The organism is Streptomyces plumbidurans, assembly GCF_019857225.1.
Lineage (GTDB): Bacteria > Actinomycetota > Actinomycetes > Streptomycetales > Streptomycetaceae > Streptomyces > Streptomyces plumbidurans.
This window is the reverse complement of record NZ_JAFJSY010000031.1, coordinates 87,784-105,269: the sequence shown is the minus strand read 5'-3', so window position 1 is coordinate 105,269 and position 17,486 is coordinate 87,784. Positions and strand designations below refer to the sequence as shown.

Below are 17,486 nucleotides of genomic sequence, written 5' to 3'. Positions count from 1 at the left end.
GCCGCACGGTTTGCGTGCGGCGCCGGACGCGCAGGACAACCAAACAAGCACCATCTCGGGGAGGACCAGCATCATGGGCGTCACGCTCGCCAAGGGGGGCAATGTCTCCCTCTCCAAGGCCGCACCCAACCTCACGCAGGTGATGGTCGGGCTCGGCTGGGACGCGCGCTCCACCACCGGAGCCCCCTTCGACCTCGACGCCAGCGCCCTGCTGTGCACCGGGGGACGGGTGATGGGTGACGAGTGGTTCGTCTTCTACAACCAGCTCAAGAGCCCGGACGGCTCGGTCGAGCACACCGGCGACAACCTCACCGGTGAGGGCGAGGGCGACGACGAGTCGATCCTGGTGGACCTCGTCAAGGTGCCCGCCCAGTGCGACAAGATCGTCTTCCCCGTCTCCATCCACATGGCCGACGAGCGCGGCCAGACCTTCGGCCAGGTCAGCAACGCCTTCATCCGCGTCGTCAACCAGGCCGACGGCCAGGAGCTCGCGCGCTACGACCTCAGCGAGGACGCCTCCACCGAGACGGCGATGATCTTCGGCGAGCTCTATCGCTACCAGGGCGAATGGAAGTTCCGAGCAGTAGGTCAGGGGTACGCGTCCGGACTGCGGGGCATCGCTCTAGACTTCGGAGTCAATGTTTCGTAAAGCCGAGTACGGCGCGGGGGAGACCCGTACCTACAGGATTGGGTAGCCAGTGCTTCTGAAAACCTTCGGCTGGTCGTTCGCGATTACCGCGGTCGGCCTGGTCGCGGCGGTCTTCTACGGGGGGTGGGAGGCCTTCGGCATCGTGGCGATCCTCGCCGTCCTGGAGATCTCCCTCTCGTTCGACAACGCGGTGGTCAACGCCGGGATCCTGAAGAAGATGAGTGCCTTCTGGCAGAAGATCTTCCTCACGGTCGGCGTCCTCATCGCCGTCTTCGGCATGCGACTGGTGTTCCCCGTCGTCATCGTCGCCGTCACCGCCAAGATGGGCCCCATCCAGGCCGTCGACCTCGCCCTGAACAACAAGGACCGCTACCAGCAACTGGTCACCGACGCCCACCCGGCGATCGCGGCCTTCGGTGGCATGTTCCTGCTGATGATCTTCCTCGACTTCATCTTCGAGGACCGGGACATCCAGTGGCTGCGCTGGATCGAGCGGCCCCTGGCCAAGCTCGGCAAGGTCGACATGCTGTCGGTCTGCATCGCCCTGATCGTCCTGCTGATCACCTCCTTCACCTTCGCCACCTCTGCCCACCAGCACGGCGGCGCCCACGCGGACAAGGCGCAGACGGTGCTGATCGCCGGCATCGCGGGCCTGATCACGTACATGGTGGTCGGCGGCCTGTCGGGCTACTTCGAGGACCGCCTCGAAGCCGAGGAGGAACGCGAGCACGAGGAGGAGGAAGAGGCCGAACGCACCGGCAAGAAGAAATCGCCCGTCATGCTGGCGGGCCAGGCGGCGTTCTTCATGTTCCTCTACCTCGAGGTCCTGGACGCGTCCTTCTCCTTCGACGGCGTGATCGGCGCGTTCGCCATCACCAACGACATCGTTCTGATGGCGCTGGGCCTGGGCATCGGCGCGATGTACGTCCGCTCGCTCACCGTCTACCTGGTCCGCCAGGGCACCCTGGACGACTACGTCTACCTGGAACACGGCGCGCACTACGCGATCGGCGCACTGGCCGTGATCCTCATGGTCACCATCCAGTACGAGATCAACGAGGTCATCACCGGCCTCGTGGGCGTCATCCTGATCGCCTGGTCCTTCTGGTCCTCCGTGCGCCGCAACCGCGCCATCGCGGAGGCCGGGGGAAGCGAGGGCTCCGACGAGAAGACCGAGGTCTCGTCCGGGGTGTGACGCACCCGCGGACACGGGAACGCTCTGAGCGGGGCGGCCGGGCCTCCGGCCGCCCCGCCGGTTGTGCGAGGGCAGGCCGGGTTCAGCGGAACCCGGATGATTCTGGGGGCGGAAATGGGCTTCTTGGACGGACTGTGGGGCGGGCGCGAGGCCGACTTCGACTCGGGCAACGCGGCCACGAACGCCATCGAGCTGACCAAACGGCACCACCAGGTCTCACTCACCAAGCAGGGCGCCGCCACGGGCCACCTGCGGGTCAACCTGAGCTGGCGGATGCGCACGTCCGACATCGGCGGCTCCTCGCGGGAGTCCCTGTTCCGCCACCCCTTCAAGGCGCTCAAGCCCGCCGAGATCATGGGGCACGGCCAGAGCATGGTCAACGTCGACCTCGACCTGGGCTGCCTCTACGAACTCATGGACGGCACCAAGGGCGTCGTGCAGCCGCTCGGCGGCTACTTCGGCGACGTGAACGCCGCGCCGTACGTCAAGCTCAGCGGTGACGACCGGTTCGGATCGGCGTCCGGCGAGACGATGTACGTCAACCTCGACCACCGCGAGGAGATAAAGCGGCTGCTGGTCTTCGTGTACATCTACGACCAGACGCCCGCCTTCGACCGTACGCACGCGATCGTCACGCTCTACCCGAGCAACGGCCCGCGCATCGAGATCCACCTCGACGAACGCCACCCGCAGGCCCGGTCCTGCGCCGTCGTGATGATCGAGAACGTCAAGGGCGAGCTGGTCGTGCGCCGCGAGGTGAAGTTCGTCTACGGCTTCCAGGCCGAGCTGGACCGGCTGTACGGCTGGGGGCTGCAGTGGGGCCGGGGATACAAGTCCAAGGTGGACCGCTGAGCGCGCGGGGTGCGCGTCAGCGGCCGATGAACTGCGGGCCCTGGGGCGGCATCCTGAAGTCCGGGTCCGGCACGGCCGTCACCGGCGGCGGGTAGCCGTAGCCGGACTGGGCGGCGGGCGCGGCCGCCGCGGGCTGCGGATAGCCGTAGGCGGGCTGGGTGGCGGGCGGCTGCTGGGGATAGCCGTACGCCGGCTGGACCGGGACCGCGGTGGGCTGCTCGGGCGGAAGCGGCTGGGAGAACTCCGGCGCGGACGCCGTGGCCGCCTGCGGGGCCGGCTCGGCGGGCATCTCCGACTCGTCCACCGAGATGCCGAACTCGGTGGCCAGACCCTTCAGACCGTTCGAGTAGCCCTCGCCCAGGGCGCGGAACTTCCACATCCCGTCCCGGCGGTAGAGCTCACCGCAGATCAGGGCGGTCTCCTGGCCCGTCTCGGGCTTGATGTCGAAGTGCAGCAGCGGCTCGTCGCCGCCCGCCGCGTCGTACAGCAGGATGCGCAGAGCCTGTACGCGGTCGAAGGTGACGTCGTCGGCCGAAGCGACCAGAAGAATCCGGCTGACATCGGCCTCGACTCCGGCAAGATCTGTCTGGATCGTGTCGGTGAGACCGTCGGTGACCCGCTTCTTGCCGAGCCACCGCGCCTTCCCTGACGGATGCCGGGGCTGGTTGTAGAAGACGAAGTCCTCGTCGGAGCGCACACGACCGTCGGGGCCGAGGAGCAGCGCCGAGGCGTCGACGTCCGGGACCCCCTGCCCGGGGGTCCAGCGCAGCACGGCACGTACCGTGGTGGCCTCCAGCGGGACGTTCGACCCCTTCAGCATCGCGTGCGTCATGCGGTCATCCTGCCCTCTCGGTCCTGGTCACGACAACGCGGGGTGGGAGAACCGCGGCCGTGCGGACGGTGTGCCCAATCGCCGTCGACATGGCCGAGTTACCAGAAATTCACGCCTGTCGGGAACCCCTGACATGGGTCCCTACGTACTATTACCGGCCACCTGTTTACCGAATCCACAGCCTTACCTTGCACCACGGGGGAGTTCCATGCGTCATTTCGGGCATCTTGCCCCTGAGGTGCGACGGCGCCTCTTCCATCAGGAGCCGTGCGAGTTCACCGCCGACTCCCCGGCCCGGCTGCTCGCCGCGGCCCTGGGCGCCACGCTCTACAGCCCCGCCACCCGCCCGCAGCTCGCCGACGACATCGTCAAGCAGTCCGAGCGCGGTGTGGTCTCCATGGTCCTGTGCCTGGAGGACTCCATCGACGACGCGGACGTCGCGGCGGGGGAGGAGAACCTCGTCCGCCAGTTCACCGCGCTCGACACGCGACGCGGGGCCGACCTCCCGCTGCTGTTCGTCCGCGTCCGTACGCCCGAGCAGATCCCCGACCTCGTCGAGCGGCTCGGCCCGTCCGTCCGGCTGCTCTCCGGATTCGTCCTGCCCAAGTTCACCGCGGAGCGCGGCATCCCCTTCCTGGAGGCCCTCGCAGGCGCCGAGGCCGCGAGCGGACAGCGGCTGTTCGCCATGCCGGTGCTGGAGTCGCCCGAGCTGCTCTACCGCGAGTCGCGGGTGGAGAGCCTGGAGGGCATCGCCCGCGTCGTCGACAAGTACCGCGACCGCGTGCTCGCGCTGCGCCTCGGCGTGACCGACTTCTGCTCCACCTACGGCCTGCGCCGCGCCCCCGACATGACGGCCTACGACGTCCACGTCGTCGCCTCCGTGATCTCCGACGTGGTGAACCTGCTGGGCCGCGTCGACGGCACCGGGTTCACCGTGACCGGACCGGTGTGGGAGTACTTCCGGGTGCCGGAGCGCATGTTCAAGCCGATGCTGCGCACCAGCCCCTTCCTCGAGGGGCAGGCCGTCGAACTGCGCGAGAAACTGATTGAGCACGCCATGGACGGGCTGCTGCGGGAGATCTCCCTGGACCAGGCCAACGGCCTGCTGGGCAAGACCTGCATCCACCCCTCCCACGTACTGCCCGTGCACGCGCTGTCCGTGGTCAGCCACGAAGAGTTCCGGGACGCCTCGGACATCCTGCGGCCGGAAAGCGGCGGCGGGGGTGTGCTCAGATCGGCGTACACGAACAAGATGAACGAGGTGAAGCCGCACCGCGCCTGGGCGGAGCGGACCATGCTGCGGGCCGAGGCCTTCGGCGTCGCACGCGAGGACGTCAGCTTCGTCGACCTGCTCGCCGCCGGCGTCACCGGCTGAGCCGCACTATCTAGGGACGCATCATCAACGCAGTGAACAACGGGGTCTGGTCCGGCAGCTGGGTCGCACAGCGGCTCGGCGTCGAACTCGTGGGCGACGACAAGCTGACCGACCTGCTCGGGCTGGCGCTCCGGCGCAACCCCAAGCGGGCGCACCTGCTGGTCTCCAACGTGCTCGGCAAGCACGTACCGCAGTCACCGGCCGTCGTCTACGGCTACGGCCTTGCGCTGGGCCGCCGGGTGCGGGACCTGCTCGGCGAGGAGGCCGCGGACGCGGTCGTGCTCGGGTACGCCGAGACGGCGACGGGCCTCGGCCACTCGGTCGCCGACGGGATCGGACTCGCGCCCTACCTGCACTCCACACGCCGCCCGGTCCCAGGAGTGACGCCTGCCGGCGGCTTCGAGGAGTCCCACTCCCACGCGACGTCCCACCTGCTGCTGCCGGAGGATGCTGCGCTGCTGGCCGGGGACGGGCCACTGGTGCTGGTCGACGACGAGTTCTCCACGGGCAACACGGTCCTGAACACCGTCCGCGACCTGCACGCTCGCTATCCGCGGCGGCGGTACGTCGTGGTCGCTCTGGTCGACATGCGGTCACCCGCCGACGCGGGGCGGCTCGCGGAGTTCGCCGCGGAGATCGGGGCGCGCGTCGACCTCGTGACCGCCGCCTCGGGGACGGTACGGCTGCCCGAAGGGGTGCTGGAAAAAGGGCGGGAGTTGGTGGCGCGGTACGAGGCGGAGAGGGCGCAGTTCCCCGCGCCCCTGGAGGACGCTGCCGGCACCCCCGGCTTTTCAGGGGCGCGGGGAACTGCGCGAGCAACCACAGACAACCCGCACCCGGCCGTAAAGCGCATAGACCTCCTGTGGCCCCGCAACCTCCCCGACGGCGGACGTCACGGCTTCACCCCGGCCCACAGAACCCTCCTGGAATCAGCCCTCCCCGCCATGGCAGCCCGCCTAGCGGAAGCGCTGCCCCCTGCTGCAAGCCGCGTGCTGACGCTCGGCTTCGAGGAGCTGATGTACACCCCCCTCAGACTCGCCCGCGAACTGGAGCAGGTGATCGACGCCGAGGTGCGCTACTCGACGACCACCCGCTCCCCGGTGCTCGCCGTCGACGACCCCGGCTACGCGATACGCAGCCGCATAACCTTCCCCGCCCACGACAACCCCGCGGACGGCCCCGGCGAGCGGTACGCGTACAACGTCGCCGGCGCCGGCTTCGACGCTGTGATAGCCGTGGTCGACTCGACCGCCGACACCCCTGAACTGCACGCGCCCGACGGCCTGTTGGCCAAGCTGGCGGAGCACACCCCGCACGTCGTCCTCGCGGTCGTGCCCTCGTACGTCCCCGAAAGGCCCGCCATGCTGCCCGACCCCCTCCGCGGCCCCGCCTTCTCCTCGTACCCGCCCGAGGACGTCGGCTGGCTGCTCCAGGACCTCTCGGACGTCACGCTGGAGGCGCCGACGGAGGAGCGCGAGGAGGCCATTCAGAGCGGGGGCGCGCACTACGCCGAGTCGCTGCCCGTCGAGTACCAGCCGAGCGAGCACTACCAGGAGCTGTACCACGCGGCCCTGGAGACGACCGCCACCCGGATCGCGCGGGCCGTCGGCGCCGTCACCGAGATCGTCCTCGCCGAGCGCTCGCCCCGGCCCGTCCTGGTGTCGCTGGCCCGCGCGGGCACCCCCATCGGCGTGCTGATGCGCCGCTGGGCGCAGTTCCGGCACGGCCTGGACCTGCCGCACTACGCCGTCTCCATCGTGCGCGGCCGCGGCATCGACGCCAACGCCCTGCGCTGGCTGGCCGCCCACCACGACCCGGCCGACGTCGTCTTCGTCGACGGCTGGACCGGCAAGGGCGCCATCACCCGCGAACTGGCCGCCGCCATCGAGGAGTTCGAGGCATCCGACGGCATCACCGGCTTCGACCCGGAGATCGCGGTGCTGGCGGACCCGGGCTCCTGCGTGCGGACGTACGGCACCCGGGAGGACTTCCTCATCCCCTCCGCCTGCCTCAACTCCACGGTCTCGGGCCTGATATCGCGCACCGTGCTGCGCGCGGACCTGGTCGGCCCGTACGACTTCCACGGCGCCAAGTTCTACCGCGAACTCGCCGGCGCCGACGTCTCGGTGGACTTCCTCGACGCCGTCGCCGCCCGTTTCCCGGACGTCGCCGAGGCCGTGGACGCGCAGGCCAAGGAACTGCTGTCCGGCGACCGCGAGCCGACATGGGAAGGGTGGGCGGCCGTCGAGCGCATCAGCGAGGAGTACGGCATCCACGACGTGAACCTCGTCAAGCCCGGCGTCGGCGAGACCACCCGGGTGCTGCTGCGCCGGGTGCCCTGGAAGATCCTGGCGCGAGCCGGGGCGGGTGCCGACCTGGACCATGTCCGCCTGCTGGCCGGGCAGCGCGGCGTGCCCGTCGAGGAGGTCGGCGAACTGCCGTACACCTGCGTGGGGTTGATCCACCCGCACTACACCCGCGGCGCGACCGGCGCCGACGGCCGGGCGGTGAACGTCTGATGCCGGTGCTGGTGGCGAGCGATCTCGACCGTACGCTCATCTACTCCGCGGCCGCCCTCGCGCTGACCATGCCCGACGCCCGGGCGCCGCGGCTGCTCTGTGTCGAGGTGCACGAGAGCAGACCGCTGTCGTTCATGACCGAGACGGCGGCCGGGCTGCTGACCGAACTCGGCGACGCGGCCGTGTTCGTACCGACGACGACCCGGACCCGCAGGCAGTACCAGCGCATCAACCTGCCGGGCCCGCCCCCGAAGTACGCGATCTGCGCCAACGGCGGCCACCTGATGGTGGACGGCGACTCCGACCCGGACTGGCACACGCAGGTGACGGCCCGCCTCGCCGAGCAGTGCGCGCCGCTGGACGAGGTGCGGGAGCATCTGCTCGCGACGGCGGACCCGGCGTGGGTGCGCAAGCACCGCGTCGCCGAGGACCTCTTCGCCTATCTCGTCGTCGAACGCGAACTGCTCCCCGAGGACTGGGTGAAGGAACTCGCGGTGTGGGCGGAGAACCGCGGCTGGACGGTCTCGCTCCAGGGCCGCAAGATCTACGCCGTCCCCAAGCCGCTCACCAAGAGCGCCGCGATGCGAGAGGTCGCCCGCCGCACCGGCGCCGACCTGACCCTGGCCGCAGGCGACTCCCTCCTGGACGCCGACCTGCTGCTCGCCGCCGACAAGGGCTGGCGCCCCGGCCACGGCGAGCTGGCGGACGACAACTGGACCGCCCCAGCCATCACGGCCCTACCCGAACGAGGAGTCCTGGCAGGAGAACAAATCCTCCGAGAACTCCTGAAGGAGACCTCAGCGTCTTGGGGGCGCGGGGAACTGCGCGACCAGCCACTACCCACCCGCACCCGACAACGCACCCAGCCCTAGCCGCAGCACCCCCCACCACAACAACCGCCCCCGCCCCCACTCCCTCCCTGCGGAGCCGCAGAGGCAGACGTCGTCCCCCCAACAGCAACCGTTGACAGCAGCTTCACCGTGTCCGCATGCCCCGCAGGGCACTCGGCCGGATCGGAGGACTGAGCCATGGGCCGGCTGACTTCAAACGTGTCGCCGCAACTCCGGCAGCGGTACTCATATCGAGGCATGCGCTCAGATTAACGGGACCCCCGGCGCGGCGACCGGCACCGGCGGCACAGGGCGGTCTACACAAAGGCCGATGAACACCGTCGCCGTAAGGAGAGCCCTCAGTGAGACGCACCGCCCTGGCCGCCCTGTCCCTCTCCACCGCACTGCTCCCCTTGTCCGCCGCGAACGCCACCGCAGATGCCCCCGCCAAGGGAACCCCCACCCCCGAAGCGACCGCGACCACCGTCGACGCCTTCGCCCGCGCCGCGGACACCCTGTTCACCGACCGCACGACAGCCCTGGTCGAAAAGCCGTCCCCGTCCGGTCGTACGGCATCGAGGACGACCGGCGCGGTGCGGCTGGCGGCCGCCGCGGCCAAGTCCGAGGCCACCGCCCTGACGACCCTGCACGCCACCCGCTCCCGCCTGGCGGACGCCGGCGAGGCCTACACCGGCTCCGACACCGAGGTCACCGTCGACAGCGTCCAGGTCCGGGGACGTACCGCCACGGCCCAGGTCACCGAGAACTCCACACTGACGTATGCGAGGATCCGCGGCGACGAGCCCGCCACCACCGCCTTCGTGGCCCACCACGAACTCACCTTCGCCGCCGCCCCGGACGGCACCTGGCAGCTCACCGGCGAACGCCTCACCGACCAGGGCCCCCGCCCGCTCAACGAACCCGTCCGGACGACCGCCCCGGCCGCCCCGGACGCGGCCCGCCCGAGCGACGTCATCGACGCGCCCAGGGCGGCCATCACCTATCCGGCTCCCGCGCGCGCCAAGAACCTGGGCGCGGGGGCGAAGTACAAGTACGCGGCGATGGCGGCGTACGCCGAGAAGTACTGGAAGTACTACAACTCCGCCTACCGCCAGTACGGCGGCGACGGCGGGGACTGCACCAACTTCCTCAGCCAGGCTCTCTACGCCGGCGGCTGGAAGCAGGTGACCAGGTCGGGCTCGGACTACGGGACGTGGTACTCCAAGGCGTCCGGCGAGTCCCTCACCTGGATCGGCGTGAACGAGTGGTCCTGGTTCACCCAGACCGCCCGGCGCACGACGCCGCTGGCCAACGCCTACCAGATGGACATCGGCGACGTACTGCAACTGGACTTCGACGCCAACGGGTCCAAGGAGCACTCGATGCTGACCACCTACCGCAGCGCGAGCGGCGTCCCCTATCTGACCTACCACAGCGCGGACACCTACCGGCGGTCGCTGACGAGCCTGATCGCCGCCAATCCGGACGCGGCCTACTACGCCTACCGCAGCTGACCCCGCCCGCGGGGGCGCAGGCTCAGTGCCCGCCCCCGCGCTCCTCCCGGATCTGCGCGACCACCCGCGCCACCGTCTGCCGAACCGCGTCGGTCTCCGTCAGGAAGTGCCAGTAGTCCGGATGACGGCCCTCCAGCGCGCCGACCGCCCGCTCCAGCCGGGCCACCGACTCGTCCAGCGGTCGCGCGTGCCGCGGGTCGGGTGTGGTCCGGCCCGTCATGGCCAGCCGCTGCCCGTCCCGGATCGCGAAGCGCGTGCGGTCGATCTCCTGCTGCGGATCCTTCTGCACGGCGTTCAACCGCTGCAGCCGGTCACGGGCCGCCGACACGGACTCGTCGGTGGTGTTCAGCAGCGCCCGGACCGTCGTCAGCAGCGAGGTCGCGTCCGGCCAGCGCTGCTCGTCCCGCGCGACCTGGGCCTCCTTCAGCTTCTGCTCGGCCTGCCGTACGTTCTCCCCGGCCTGGTCCGGCACATGCTGCAGGTCCTGCCAGCACGCGGCCACGAACCGCCGCCGCAGCTCGCTCAGCACCGGCTCCACCTGCCCGGCGCGCGTGGTCAGCGCCTGCGCGCGGGTGCGCAGCGAGACGAGCCGGTGGTCGATCTCGGCGGCCTTCTCCGGCAGCCGCTCCGCCTCCGCACGGACCGCCGCGGCCTCCCGCGCCACGCGCTCGGCCCGCTCCACGGTCTGCGGCACCCCGTGCCGGCCCGCGCCCTCGTTGAGCTTCGTCAGCTCGGGGGCGAGGACGGCGAGACGAGCGGCGAGATCGTCCGCCCTGAGCCCCGTCTCCCGTACGGCGTCCAGGGCGTTCGACGCGGCGAGCAGCCCCTGCCGGGCCCGCTCGACGGCCGGAGCCAGCCGGGCCAGCTGGGTCTCCGCCTTGCCCAGGAGCGGCGCGAGTCCCTCGCCGAAACGATCCAGCTCCCGCTTGACGTCGGTCAGTTCGTCCTTGGCCCTGGCGAGTTCGGTGCGCGCCTGGGCAGCGACCGAGGACTCCAGGTCGTCGCGGTCGAGATCATGGGCGTCGACTGCGTCGATGTAGTGATGGCTGGCCTCGTCGATACGACGGCCCAACGCCTCGAAGTCGGACACCGCGCGCCGGGCGGCCGGGGTGTCGTCGACCGCCATGATCGTCTCGATCGAGATCCGCAGATCGCGCTGCGCGGTGTCCAGCTCGTAGAACGCGGCCGCCGCGGCGTCCTTCGCCGCCTGCGCCTGCGCCCGCTGGTTCTCGGACCGGCCGCCGAACCAGCGCCGGGTGCCGCCGCCGGCGAACGCGACGGCCAGCGCCGGCGCGGCGAGCAGCGGCAGGGCGAGCAGGGCGAGGGTGTCCCCGATCGCCCGGCGGTGTGCGTACGGCACCGACGGCCGGTACGGCTGCGAAGGTGTCGCCGTCACATCCCTCTCCCGTGCTGTCATCCGTCCTGGCCGGTGCCTCGTTTCATTCTCCCACCGGTTAGGGACGAACACACGGGCCGGTCAGTTCGCCGTCTTGACGGTGACTTTGCCGTCGCCGGACCGGGCGGACACCACATGCTTGCTGGAGTCGTCACGAGGCACGGACACATCCACCGAACCGTCGCCGGTCTTCGTGGTCACGCGGTACGTGGCCTTCGGCAGCGCGATGGTGACGGAGCCGTCGTCGCTGCTGGAGTCCACCAGGTCGGGCACGGCGCCGAGTTGGAGGCGCACGGAGCCGTCGCCGGTGTCGGCACGGACCTGCCGGGAGGAGACCTCGGCGCGCACGGAGCCGTCACCGGTGTGCAGGGTGAGCGGCCCGTTGGAGTCGGTGACATGCACGGACCCGTCGCCGGTACGGATGTTCAGCGCGTCCTCGAACCCCCGCGCCTGCACGCTCCCGTCCCCGTCCTCGACCTTCACGGTGACCCCGCGCGGCACCTCGACCCGGTGCTTGGCCGAGCAGTTCGCGATCACGCCGGAGCACTTCACGTGCAGGGTGAGCCGGTCGTCCTTCATGGACCAGGAGATCTTGGGGTCCTTGCCCAGCGCGACGGTCCCCTGGAACCAGCGGGTGACCTCCACCTTCCCCCGCGCGTTCCCGTCCGCGGCGACGACCTCCAGCGCCGAGTCGTTCGAGTCGACGGTGAGGGTATGCCCCTGCAGCGCGAACGACCGGTGATCGGGATCCTTGTCGTCCCCCGCGGACGCCCCGCACGCGGTGGCCGCCCCGACAAGAACCACCACGACCCCGGCAGCAAGAGCGGTACGGGCGGTGACGGTACGGACCATGGTGATCTCCCCCTGGGATGCGGATGTGTCGGCACGTCGCGACGTGCCGACGGTGAAGGCCTCTTGGAAGTGCCGAGGCTCTTCGAAGGTACGGAGCGGACGGCCGTGGCGGGATCCGGGCCGCTCCCGGATTCGGGGTGGGGTAAACCCCCGACCGGACCCTGATACGTGTTTGCGGGACACCGTCCCTGGCAAGGTAGGCTGTCGGCTTGTTCCCGGGTGCGTAGCTCAGCGGTAGAGCGCCTGCCTTACAAGCAGGATGTCGGCGGTTCGAAACCGTCCGCGCCCACGTCATGAAGAGGACCCCGGCCGATCGCGGCCGGGGTCCTCGCAATTGTTCAGGGGCGCGTGCGGTCAGTACGCGTTGCCGAGGACCTCGCCGGCTGCTGCGCGGAAGTCCTTCACGGTCTGGTAGAGAGCACGTTCTCGCTCGGCGGCGAGAGCAGTGTCCGCCGCCTTGCGGGAGGAGTCCCGTGCATGGGCGTCTTTCACCATCCGACGCATCACGCTGGAGAGGTCACCGGATGCGCGCCCCACACGGTCGACTGCTTCCGCCATGGAATGCGGACCTTCAAGGATGACGACTTCCGCAGCACGGTGGACCTCTCGGGCCAGCTCGACGAAACGGCGGACTTTCTCGTCCACATCCCGCAGATCAAGAGACTCCGGCTCGACCGCGTCCAACACCGCGTCCATGGCGACGTCCCGGTCGTGAAGAGCGCCGAGGTAGGTCGCGTAGGCGTCCCTGCGGTGCTGCCTGCGCCACTGGTCGGACTGCGAGCGGGCCGTCGCATGCCCGTTCACCCAGGCCGCGCCGACGGTGGCGAGGGAGCCCACGGCGGCGCCGAGCAGTGCAGCGAGTCCGGCATCCATGATCCCATTCTGTCCCCGCCCGATGCGGTGCCAGGCCGTGTCCGGCAATGCCAAGGGCCGTATCGGCGGCATCTATGAGGGCGGTGTGGGACGCCGGTCTAGGACGCGCCGTCGCCGGCAGCCTCGCTGCGGTGCGGCTCCAGGCGAGCGACTGCTTGCTCGCTCCATGCCCGGATGACTGATGCCTGCTCGGGGGTCAGTGAGTCGAGGAAGTGGCGGTGGATGTTGCCGCCGTGCACGCGGATGGCACTCTGGGCGGCGCGGCGTCCCTCGGCGGTCAGCCCGACCCCCGCGCGGCGACCGTCGGCTCCGTACTGGGTGCGCTTGACGAAGCCGCGTTTTTCCATGCGCGTCAGCTGATGTGAGACGCGGCTCTTGTCCCAGTCGAGCGATTCGGAGAGCTCGCCGACACGCATCTCGCGGCCGGCGGCCTGCCACAGCGTCACCAGCAGGCTGAACTCGGCCTTCGAGATGTCGCAGTCATGCTGTAGACCACGCTCCAGCTCTCTGGTGAGCAGGCGCTGCGCGCGCATCCAGGTATCCCAGAACTCCCACTCCTCGGGTTCCAGCGATCGAGTCTCCGTCATGGCGCCGAGGATACCGCGACCAGCAGAGTTGTCACTTCAACTCCTGCCGCCTTAGAGTTGATACGTCAACTCTCCCGGAAGGAAGCCATGTCACTTCGCATCGCACTCATCCTCGGAAGCACCCGCCCCGGACGCCGCGGCGACCAGATCGCCGCCTGGGTGCTGCAGGCCGCCCGTGCCCACGGTGGCGCCGACTACGAACTCATCGACCTCGCCGACCACGACCTCGGCAACCTCGACGAGCCCGGCAACCCGAACTTCCAGCAGTACCAGCACGATCACACCCGCGCCTGGGGCGCACTCATCGACAGCTTCGACGGCTACGTCTTCCTCGTCCCCGAGTACAACCACTCCTACCCCGGCGCCCTGAAGAACGCCCTGGACTACGTCTACCGGGAGTGGAACGACAAGGCCGCCGGGATCATCAGCTACGGGGGCTGGGTCGCCGGGGCCCGGGCCGCCGAGGCGCTGCGACTCGTCCTCGCCGAACTCCAGGTGGCCACGGTCCGAGCCCAGCCCACCATCTCGACACACCCCTCGTTCCACACCGGCACCTTCCTCCCCCAGGAGGGCCTCGACACCGCCGTGGACAACATGCTCGACCAGGTGATCGCCTGGTCCGGCGCCCTGCGCGGGGTGCGCCAGGCCAAGACACAGACACCCACGGCCGCATGAGGCCACCGGCAGGTGATCAACGGCGTGTCATGGCGGATGCGAACAGGCGCCGGGCCGCTCCCGCGGCGGTCTGACCACCCCCGGTGCTGGAATCTGTGCGAGTGCCTCGGGTGGACGCCCAGCGGCCGCGGCAAAGGCCGGCACGGTCATCGCGGACAAGGCGCACTCATCGCCAGAGGGTCAATCGCCGGCGCCAGGCATGGCCTAGGAAGGGGCCTGTGCGTGCTTCAGGCGTGTGCGGGCCTCGACGCGGTCGGTGGCTGTTACCTCTGCCCAGAAGCGGTGGGTGGTGATGAAGACGGCGAGTTCGTGTTCGCGGCGGCGGAGCTTTTCCACCTCGGCCTGTTCGTCTTCCGTCCAGCCCGGGGAGGCGGGGCGTTCCACCTTGCGCCAGCCGTTGTCGTCGCTGAAGCCGTCCAGCGGTTCCACCGACCAGGGGAGCCGCTTGAGCAGGGCCGACAGCTCGGCCCGGACCTGATGCAGCTCCTCCTGACCGGCCAGGAGGTCACTCGGAAAGTCATAGGTCGCTGCCACGCGGCAATGCTACGCCTGTTCGAATTTGGGATGCGAGTAACTTCCCGGGGTTCACCCGTCCGGTTCGGCGGCCGCCCCGCGAAGGACCCTCGCAGGCGCACCGCAGTTGGGCGAGACTGGTCTCATGTGCCGGAGCATCAAGACACTTCGCCCGCCCGCGTTGCCCGAAGAGGCGACGGAGGACGAGATCAGGGCCGCGGCCCTGCAGTACGTGCGGAAGGTGTCCGGCTTTCGGGCTCCCGCCGCGCACAACCGGGAGGTGTTCGACCAGGCCGTCGCCGCGGTCGCCCAGGCCACCGCTCAGCTGCTGGACGGTCTGGAGATACGGGGCCAGAAGGTGCGCGCCTGACTGCAGGTCTCGGGCGTCAGGCCTTGGCCGGGCGGCGCATGACGTAGGCCGCTCCCGCGCCCGCTCCGAAGAGGGCGAGTACGGACACCGCCGTGGCGAGCCAGGTCGTGCCCAGCCACTGGCCGCCGTAGTAGCCGAGCGCCACGCTGTAGGTCGCCCAGGCCAGCCCCGCCAGGGCGGACCAGGGGAGGAACTCGCGGGCGCGGCGGTGGGCGGCGCCCGCGCCGAGGGAAACCACGGAGCGGCCGGCCGGGGCGAACCGGGCGATGATGACCAGGGCCCCGCCGCCGCGGGCGAGCGCCGCGCCGAGACGTTCCTGCGCGCTGGTCAGCCGGCGCGAGCGGGCGATGGCGCGGTCCAGGCGTTCGCCGCCGCGCCAGGCCAGCCGGTAGGCGACCAGGTCGCCGAGGACGGAGGCGGTGGCTGCGCAGAGGGTCAGTTCGAGGATGTCGGGCACGGCGTGCGGCACCCGCCCGGTCGCCGAGCCGGCGGCCGCCGCCGTGGCCGCCGTGATCACCAGTACGCCGCTCGGCAGGACCGGTAGGAACACGTCCAGCAGCACCGACAGCGCCACCATCGCGTAGATCCATGGGCTGCCGGTCAGCGACCCAAGACTCTCCTGCACCGCATACTCCCCGTGACTCCCCCGTCGACCCAGCCGTGCCGCGACGTCGCGAGGGAGCGGCAGGGGCGGCCATGACAGCCATACAGCGTACGCCCGGCGTGTGGCAGGAGTTTCAGGGGGTGCGCGTGTGATCGGCACAGTTCGTTCACCCGCCGCGCGTCCGGCCTCAGGTGCGGCTGAGGGTGGACTCCGTCACCGTCTCCAGCTCGTTGTCCGGCCGGGCCTGCTCCAGCCGCAGCCGCGCCGAACGGCCGCGCAGCGTCAGCGTCATGAGCTGGTTGCCGAACCAGGGGCCGCCCGTCCTGCGCCATGTCACCGGCGGCTTGGCGCACCGTCCGTGCCGCGCGAGGCGCCGGCCGAGGCCCCGGGCCACCGCGCTCCAGCCGAAGCGGAAGCCGAAGCGCATGTACGGGGGCACGGAGTTGTGGACGGGGGAGCAGGTCAGCTGCAGCACGCGGGCGTCCGGGGCGCCGTCCGGCCAGGCCGGCTCGGCCACGTACGCGTGGTGGACGTCTCCCGACATGACCAGCACGGTGGCCGGCGCCCCGGGTCCCGAACCGGCCGTCGCGATCAGGTCGGCCAGTGCCGTGAAGGAGGTGGGGAAGGCCGCCCAGTGCTCCAGGTCGGCCCGCCTCCGCAGCTTCTCCCCGAACCGTGCCCAGCGCGCCCCGCGCTCCCCGCGGCACAGGGCCGCGTCCCACGCCTCGGCGTCGTGCACCAGGTGCGGCAGCAGCCACGGCAGGGAGGTGCCGAGCAGCAGGTGGTCGTAGGAGCCGGGCGCGTCCAGCACCTGCTCGCGCAGCCAGTCGGCCTCCCCGGGGTCGAGCATGGAGCGGTTCTGTTCGTCGAGGACGCGGGCGGCGCGCGAGTCCACCATCAGCAGGCGTACGCGGCCGAAGTCGCGCCGGTAGCTCCAGCGCACGGCGGCGGCGTCGGCGTCCGCGGTCGAGGCGAAGGCGCGCAGTTCGTCGGTGGCGTCGGGGGCCTCGCGCACCGCCGCGTACAGCGGGTCCTCGGCGAGTTCGGACGGTGAGAGATTGCCGAGGTGCTGGTAGACCCAGTACGACATCAGGCCGCTGAGCAGCCGCTCGCGCCACCAGGAGGTGGCCCGCATGTCCTCCAGCCAGGCGGCGGAGGTGTTCCAGTCGTCGATGACGTCGTGGTCGTCGAAGATCATGCAGCTCGGCACGGTGGACAGCAGCCAGCGGATCTCGGGGTCGAGCCAGGATTCGTAGTAGAGGCGGGTGTACTCCTCGTAGTCCGCCACCCCGCTGCCCGGCGCTTCGTTCAGGTCGCGGCGGGCGGCCAGCCAGTGGCGGGTCGCCTCCGAGGTCTCGTCGGCGTACACCTGGTCGCCCAACAGCAGCAGCACGTCCGGCCGTTCGCCGTCCGGTTCGGCCGCGACGCGTGCGGCGAGGGTGTCCAGGGCGTCGGGGCCGACGGGGTCGTGCGCGTCGGCGGCCGGGGCGGCCCAGCGGCAGGAGCCGAAGGTGACGCGCAGGTCGTCCTCCTCCAGCGAGGTCCTGATGACCGAGGGCGGGAAGGGGGATTCGGGCAGGGGCCACACCTGGGCGCCGTCGAGGTACACCTCGTACGGCGTGCTCGTCCCCGGGGGCAGTCCGGTGACCGCGACCAGCGCGTAGTGGTGGCCCGCCACCTGGAAGGTGCGGGACTCGCCGCGGCTCCCGTCGGCGCAGCGCACCTCGGCGGTGCACGGGCGGCTCGCCTCGACCCATACGGTCGCGGACGAGCCGTCGGCGTACCTCAGCAGCGGTCCCAGGCGCAGTTCGGCCACGTGATCACTCTCCTCCGTCGACCCGTACGGTACG

At 70.6% G+C, this 17,486-nt stretch carries 18 protein-coding genes and 1 tRNA gene; 10 read left to right on the top strand and 9 right to left on the bottom strand.

Going from position 1 to position 17,486, the window contains the following annotated elements:
- The first annotated feature begins 73 nt into the window (after positions 1–73).
- From JYK17_RS21175 to JYK17_RS21165, 3 genes are all read left to right on the top strand, one after another.
- Positions 74–649 (top strand): TerD family protein, encoded by a 576-nt coding sequence (locus JYK17_RS21175; RefSeq protein ID WP_016435504.1) that lies wholly within the window; start codon positions 74–76, stop codon positions 647–649.
- A 49-nt stretch (positions 650–698) separates the two neighbouring features.
- Positions 699–1,844 (top strand): DUF475 domain-containing protein, encoded by a 1,146-nt coding sequence (locus JYK17_RS21170; protein WP_108007853.1) that lies wholly within the window; start codon positions 699–701, stop codon positions 1,842–1,844.
- 114 nt (positions 1,845–1,958) lie between these two features.
- Positions 1,959–2,696 carry a TerD family protein gene (locus JYK17_RS21165; protein ID WP_108007854.1) on the top strand — a complete coding sequence of 246 codons (738 nt, stop codon included), beginning with the start codon at positions 1,959–1,961 and terminating at the stop codon, positions 2,694–2,696.
- 16 nt (positions 2,697–2,712) lie between these two features.
- On the opposite strand, the gene JYK17_RS21160 is transcribed toward JYK17_RS21165, so the two are convergent.
- Positions 2,713–3,528: a TerD family protein gene (locus JYK17_RS21160; RefSeq protein WP_108007855.1), complete on the bottom strand. Its 816-nt coding sequence runs from the start codon at positions 3,526–3,528 to the stop codon at positions 2,713–2,715.
- A gap of 208 nt (positions 3,529–3,736) precedes the next feature.
- Between JYK17_RS21160 and JYK17_RS21155 the strand changes: the two genes are divergently transcribed.
- The 3 genes from JYK17_RS21155 to JYK17_RS21145 are packed head-to-tail and all read left to right on the top strand — an operon-like array spanning position 3,737 to position 8,294.
- Positions 3,737–4,903 (top strand): HpcH/HpaI aldolase/citrate lyase family protein, encoded by a 1,167-nt coding sequence (locus tag JYK17_RS21155; RefSeq protein ID WP_108007856.1) that lies wholly within the window; start codon positions 3,737–3,739, stop codon positions 4,901–4,903.
- Positions 4,904–4,923: 20 nt separating this feature from the next.
- Positions 4,924–7,422: a phosphoribosyltransferase gene (locus JYK17_RS21150; protein WP_222811008.1), complete on the top strand. Its 2,499-nt coding sequence runs from the start codon at positions 4,924–4,926 to the stop codon at positions 7,420–7,422.
- Entirely contained in the window at positions 7,422–8,294 is an 873-nt protein-coding gene (locus JYK17_RS21145; RefSeq protein ID WP_128803159.1) for an HAD family hydrolase, read from the top strand. The genes JYK17_RS21150 and JYK17_RS21145 overlap by 1 nt, the downstream gene beginning before the upstream one ends.
- Here the strand turns inward: JYK17_RS21145 and JYK17_RS21140 are convergent.
- Positions 8,291–8,512 (bottom strand): FmdB family zinc ribbon protein, encoded by a 222-nt coding sequence (locus tag JYK17_RS21140; RefSeq protein WP_108007859.1) that lies wholly within the window; start codon positions 8,510–8,512, stop codon positions 8,291–8,293. The two genes, JYK17_RS21145 and JYK17_RS21140, sit on opposite strands and share 4 nt — an antisense overlap.
- A 102-nt stretch (positions 8,513–8,614) precedes the next feature.
- Between JYK17_RS21140 and JYK17_RS21135 the strand changes: the two genes are divergently transcribed.
- Positions 8,615–9,766, top strand: coding sequence for an amidase domain-containing protein (locus JYK17_RS21135; protein ID WP_222810996.1), 1,152 nt, complete (start codon positions 8,615–8,617; stop codon positions 9,764–9,766).
- A gap of 22 nt (positions 9,767–9,788) precedes the next feature.
- Here JYK17_RS21135 and JYK17_RS21130 read toward each other — a convergent pair whose 3' ends face one another.
- Positions 9,789–11,162 carry a hypothetical protein gene (locus JYK17_RS21130; protein WP_108007861.1) on the bottom strand — a complete coding sequence of 458 codons (1,374 nt, stop codon included), beginning with the start codon at positions 11,160–11,162 and terminating at the stop codon, positions 9,789–9,791.
- 81 nt (positions 11,163–11,243) lie between these two features.
- Positions 11,244–12,014, bottom strand: a complete 771-nt coding sequence (locus JYK17_RS21125) for a DUF4097 family beta strand repeat-containing protein (protein WP_222810995.1) — start codon at positions 12,012–12,014, stop codon at positions 11,244–11,246.
- Positions 12,015–12,231: 217 nt separating this feature from the next.
- Between JYK17_RS21125 and JYK17_RS21120 the strand changes: the two genes are divergently transcribed.
- A tRNA-Val gene (locus JYK17_RS21120) sits at positions 12,232–12,303 on the top strand.
- A 65-nt stretch (positions 12,304–12,368) separates the two neighbouring features.
- On the opposite strand, the gene JYK17_RS21115 is transcribed toward JYK17_RS21120, so the two are convergent.
- Together JYK17_RS21115 and JYK17_RS21110 are read right to left on the bottom strand one after the other, a co-directional pair.
- Positions 12,369–12,887 (bottom strand): proline dehydrogenase, encoded by a 519-nt coding sequence (locus JYK17_RS21115; RefSeq protein WP_222810994.1) that lies wholly within the window; start codon positions 12,885–12,887, stop codon positions 12,369–12,371.
- Positions 12,888–12,985: 98 nt separating this feature from the next.
- Positions 12,986–13,474, bottom strand: coding sequence for a MarR family winged helix-turn-helix transcriptional regulator (locus JYK17_RS21110; protein WP_222810993.1), 489 nt, complete (start codon positions 13,472–13,474; stop codon positions 12,986–12,988).
- 87 nt (positions 13,475–13,561) lie between these two features.
- Between JYK17_RS21110 and JYK17_RS21105 the strand changes: the two genes are divergently transcribed.
- Positions 13,562–14,149 carry an NADPH-dependent FMN reductase gene (locus JYK17_RS21105; RefSeq protein WP_222810992.1) on the top strand — a complete coding sequence of 196 codons (588 nt, stop codon included), beginning with the start codon at positions 13,562–13,564 and terminating at the stop codon, positions 14,147–14,149.
- Positions 14,150–14,353: 204 nt separating this feature from the next.
- Here JYK17_RS21105 and JYK17_RS21100 read toward each other — a convergent pair whose 3' ends face one another.
- Positions 14,354–14,683 carry a DUF8825 domain-containing protein gene (locus JYK17_RS21100; RefSeq protein ID WP_108007866.1) on the bottom strand — a complete coding sequence of 110 codons (330 nt, stop codon included), beginning with the start codon at positions 14,681–14,683 and terminating at the stop codon, positions 14,354–14,356.
- Between the two features lie 124 nt (positions 14,684–14,807).
- On the opposite strand from JYK17_RS21100, the gene JYK17_RS21095 reads away from it, so the two are divergent.
- On the top strand, positions 14,808–15,032 hold the full coding sequence (locus tag JYK17_RS21095) for a DUF2277 domain-containing protein (RefSeq protein ID WP_108008070.1): 225 nt from the start codon (positions 14,808–14,810) through the stop codon (positions 15,030–15,032).
- Between the two features lie 16 nt (positions 15,033–15,048).
- On the opposite strand, the gene JYK17_RS21090 is transcribed toward JYK17_RS21095, so the two are convergent.
- The gene (locus JYK17_RS21090) at positions 15,049–15,657 is read right to left on the bottom strand and encodes a DedA family protein (protein ID WP_164932266.1); all 609 of its coding nucleotides are present in this window, start codon (positions 15,655–15,657) and stop codon (positions 15,049–15,051) included.
- A gap of 166 nt (positions 15,658–15,823) precedes the next feature.
- Positions 15,824–17,452 carry an alkaline phosphatase D family protein gene (locus tag JYK17_RS21085; protein ID WP_108007868.1) on the bottom strand — a complete coding sequence of 543 codons (1,629 nt, stop codon included), beginning with the start codon at positions 17,450–17,452 and terminating at the stop codon, positions 15,824–15,826.
- Between the last annotated feature and the right edge of the window lie 34 nt (positions 17,453–17,486).

What these genes read in the sequence shown, in the direction of transcription:
- JYK17_RS21155 (WP_108007856.1), top strand. Translation starts at nt 3,737, where the DNA reads ATGCGTCATTTCGGGCATCTTGCCCCTGAGGTGCGACGGCGCCTCTTC.
- JYK17_RS21145 (WP_128803159.1), top strand. Translation starts at nt 7,422, where the DNA reads ATGCCGGTGCTGGTGGCGAGCGATCTCGACCGTACGCTCATCTACTCC.
- JYK17_RS21095 (WP_108008070.1), top strand. Translation starts at nt 14,808, where the DNA reads ATGTGCCGGAGCATCAAGACACTTCGCCCGCCCGCGTTGCCCGAAGAG.
- JYK17_RS21115 (WP_222810994.1), bottom strand. Translation starts at nt 12,887, where the DNA reads ATGGATGCCGGACTCGCTGCACTGCTCGGCGCCGCCGTGGGCTCCCTC.
- JYK17_RS21160 (WP_108007855.1), bottom strand. Translation starts at nt 3,528, where the DNA reads ATGACGCACGCGATGCTGAAGGGGTCGAACGTCCCGCTGGAGGCCACC.
- JYK17_RS21125 (WP_222810995.1), bottom strand. Translation starts at nt 12,014, where the DNA reads ATGGTCCGTACCGTCACCGCCCGTACCGCTCTTGCTGCCGGGGTCGTG.
- JYK17_RS21175 (WP_016435504.1), top strand. Translation starts at nt 74, where the DNA reads ATGGGCGTCACGCTCGCCAAGGGGGGCAATGTCTCCCTCTCCAAGGCC.
- JYK17_RS21165 (WP_108007854.1), top strand. Translation starts at nt 1,959, where the DNA reads ATGGGCTTCTTGGACGGACTGTGGGGCGGGCGCGAGGCCGACTTCGAC.
- JYK17_RS21140 (WP_108007859.1), bottom strand. Translation starts at nt 8,512, where the DNA reads ATGCCTCGATATGAGTACCGCTGCCGGAGTTGCGGCGACACGTTTGAA.
- JYK17_RS21110 (WP_222810993.1), bottom strand. Translation starts at nt 13,474, where the DNA reads ATGACGGAGACTCGATCGCTGGAACCCGAGGAGTGGGAGTTCTGGGAT.
- JYK17_RS21105 (WP_222810992.1), top strand. Translation starts at nt 13,562, where the DNA reads ATGTCACTTCGCATCGCACTCATCCTCGGAAGCACCCGCCCCGGACGC.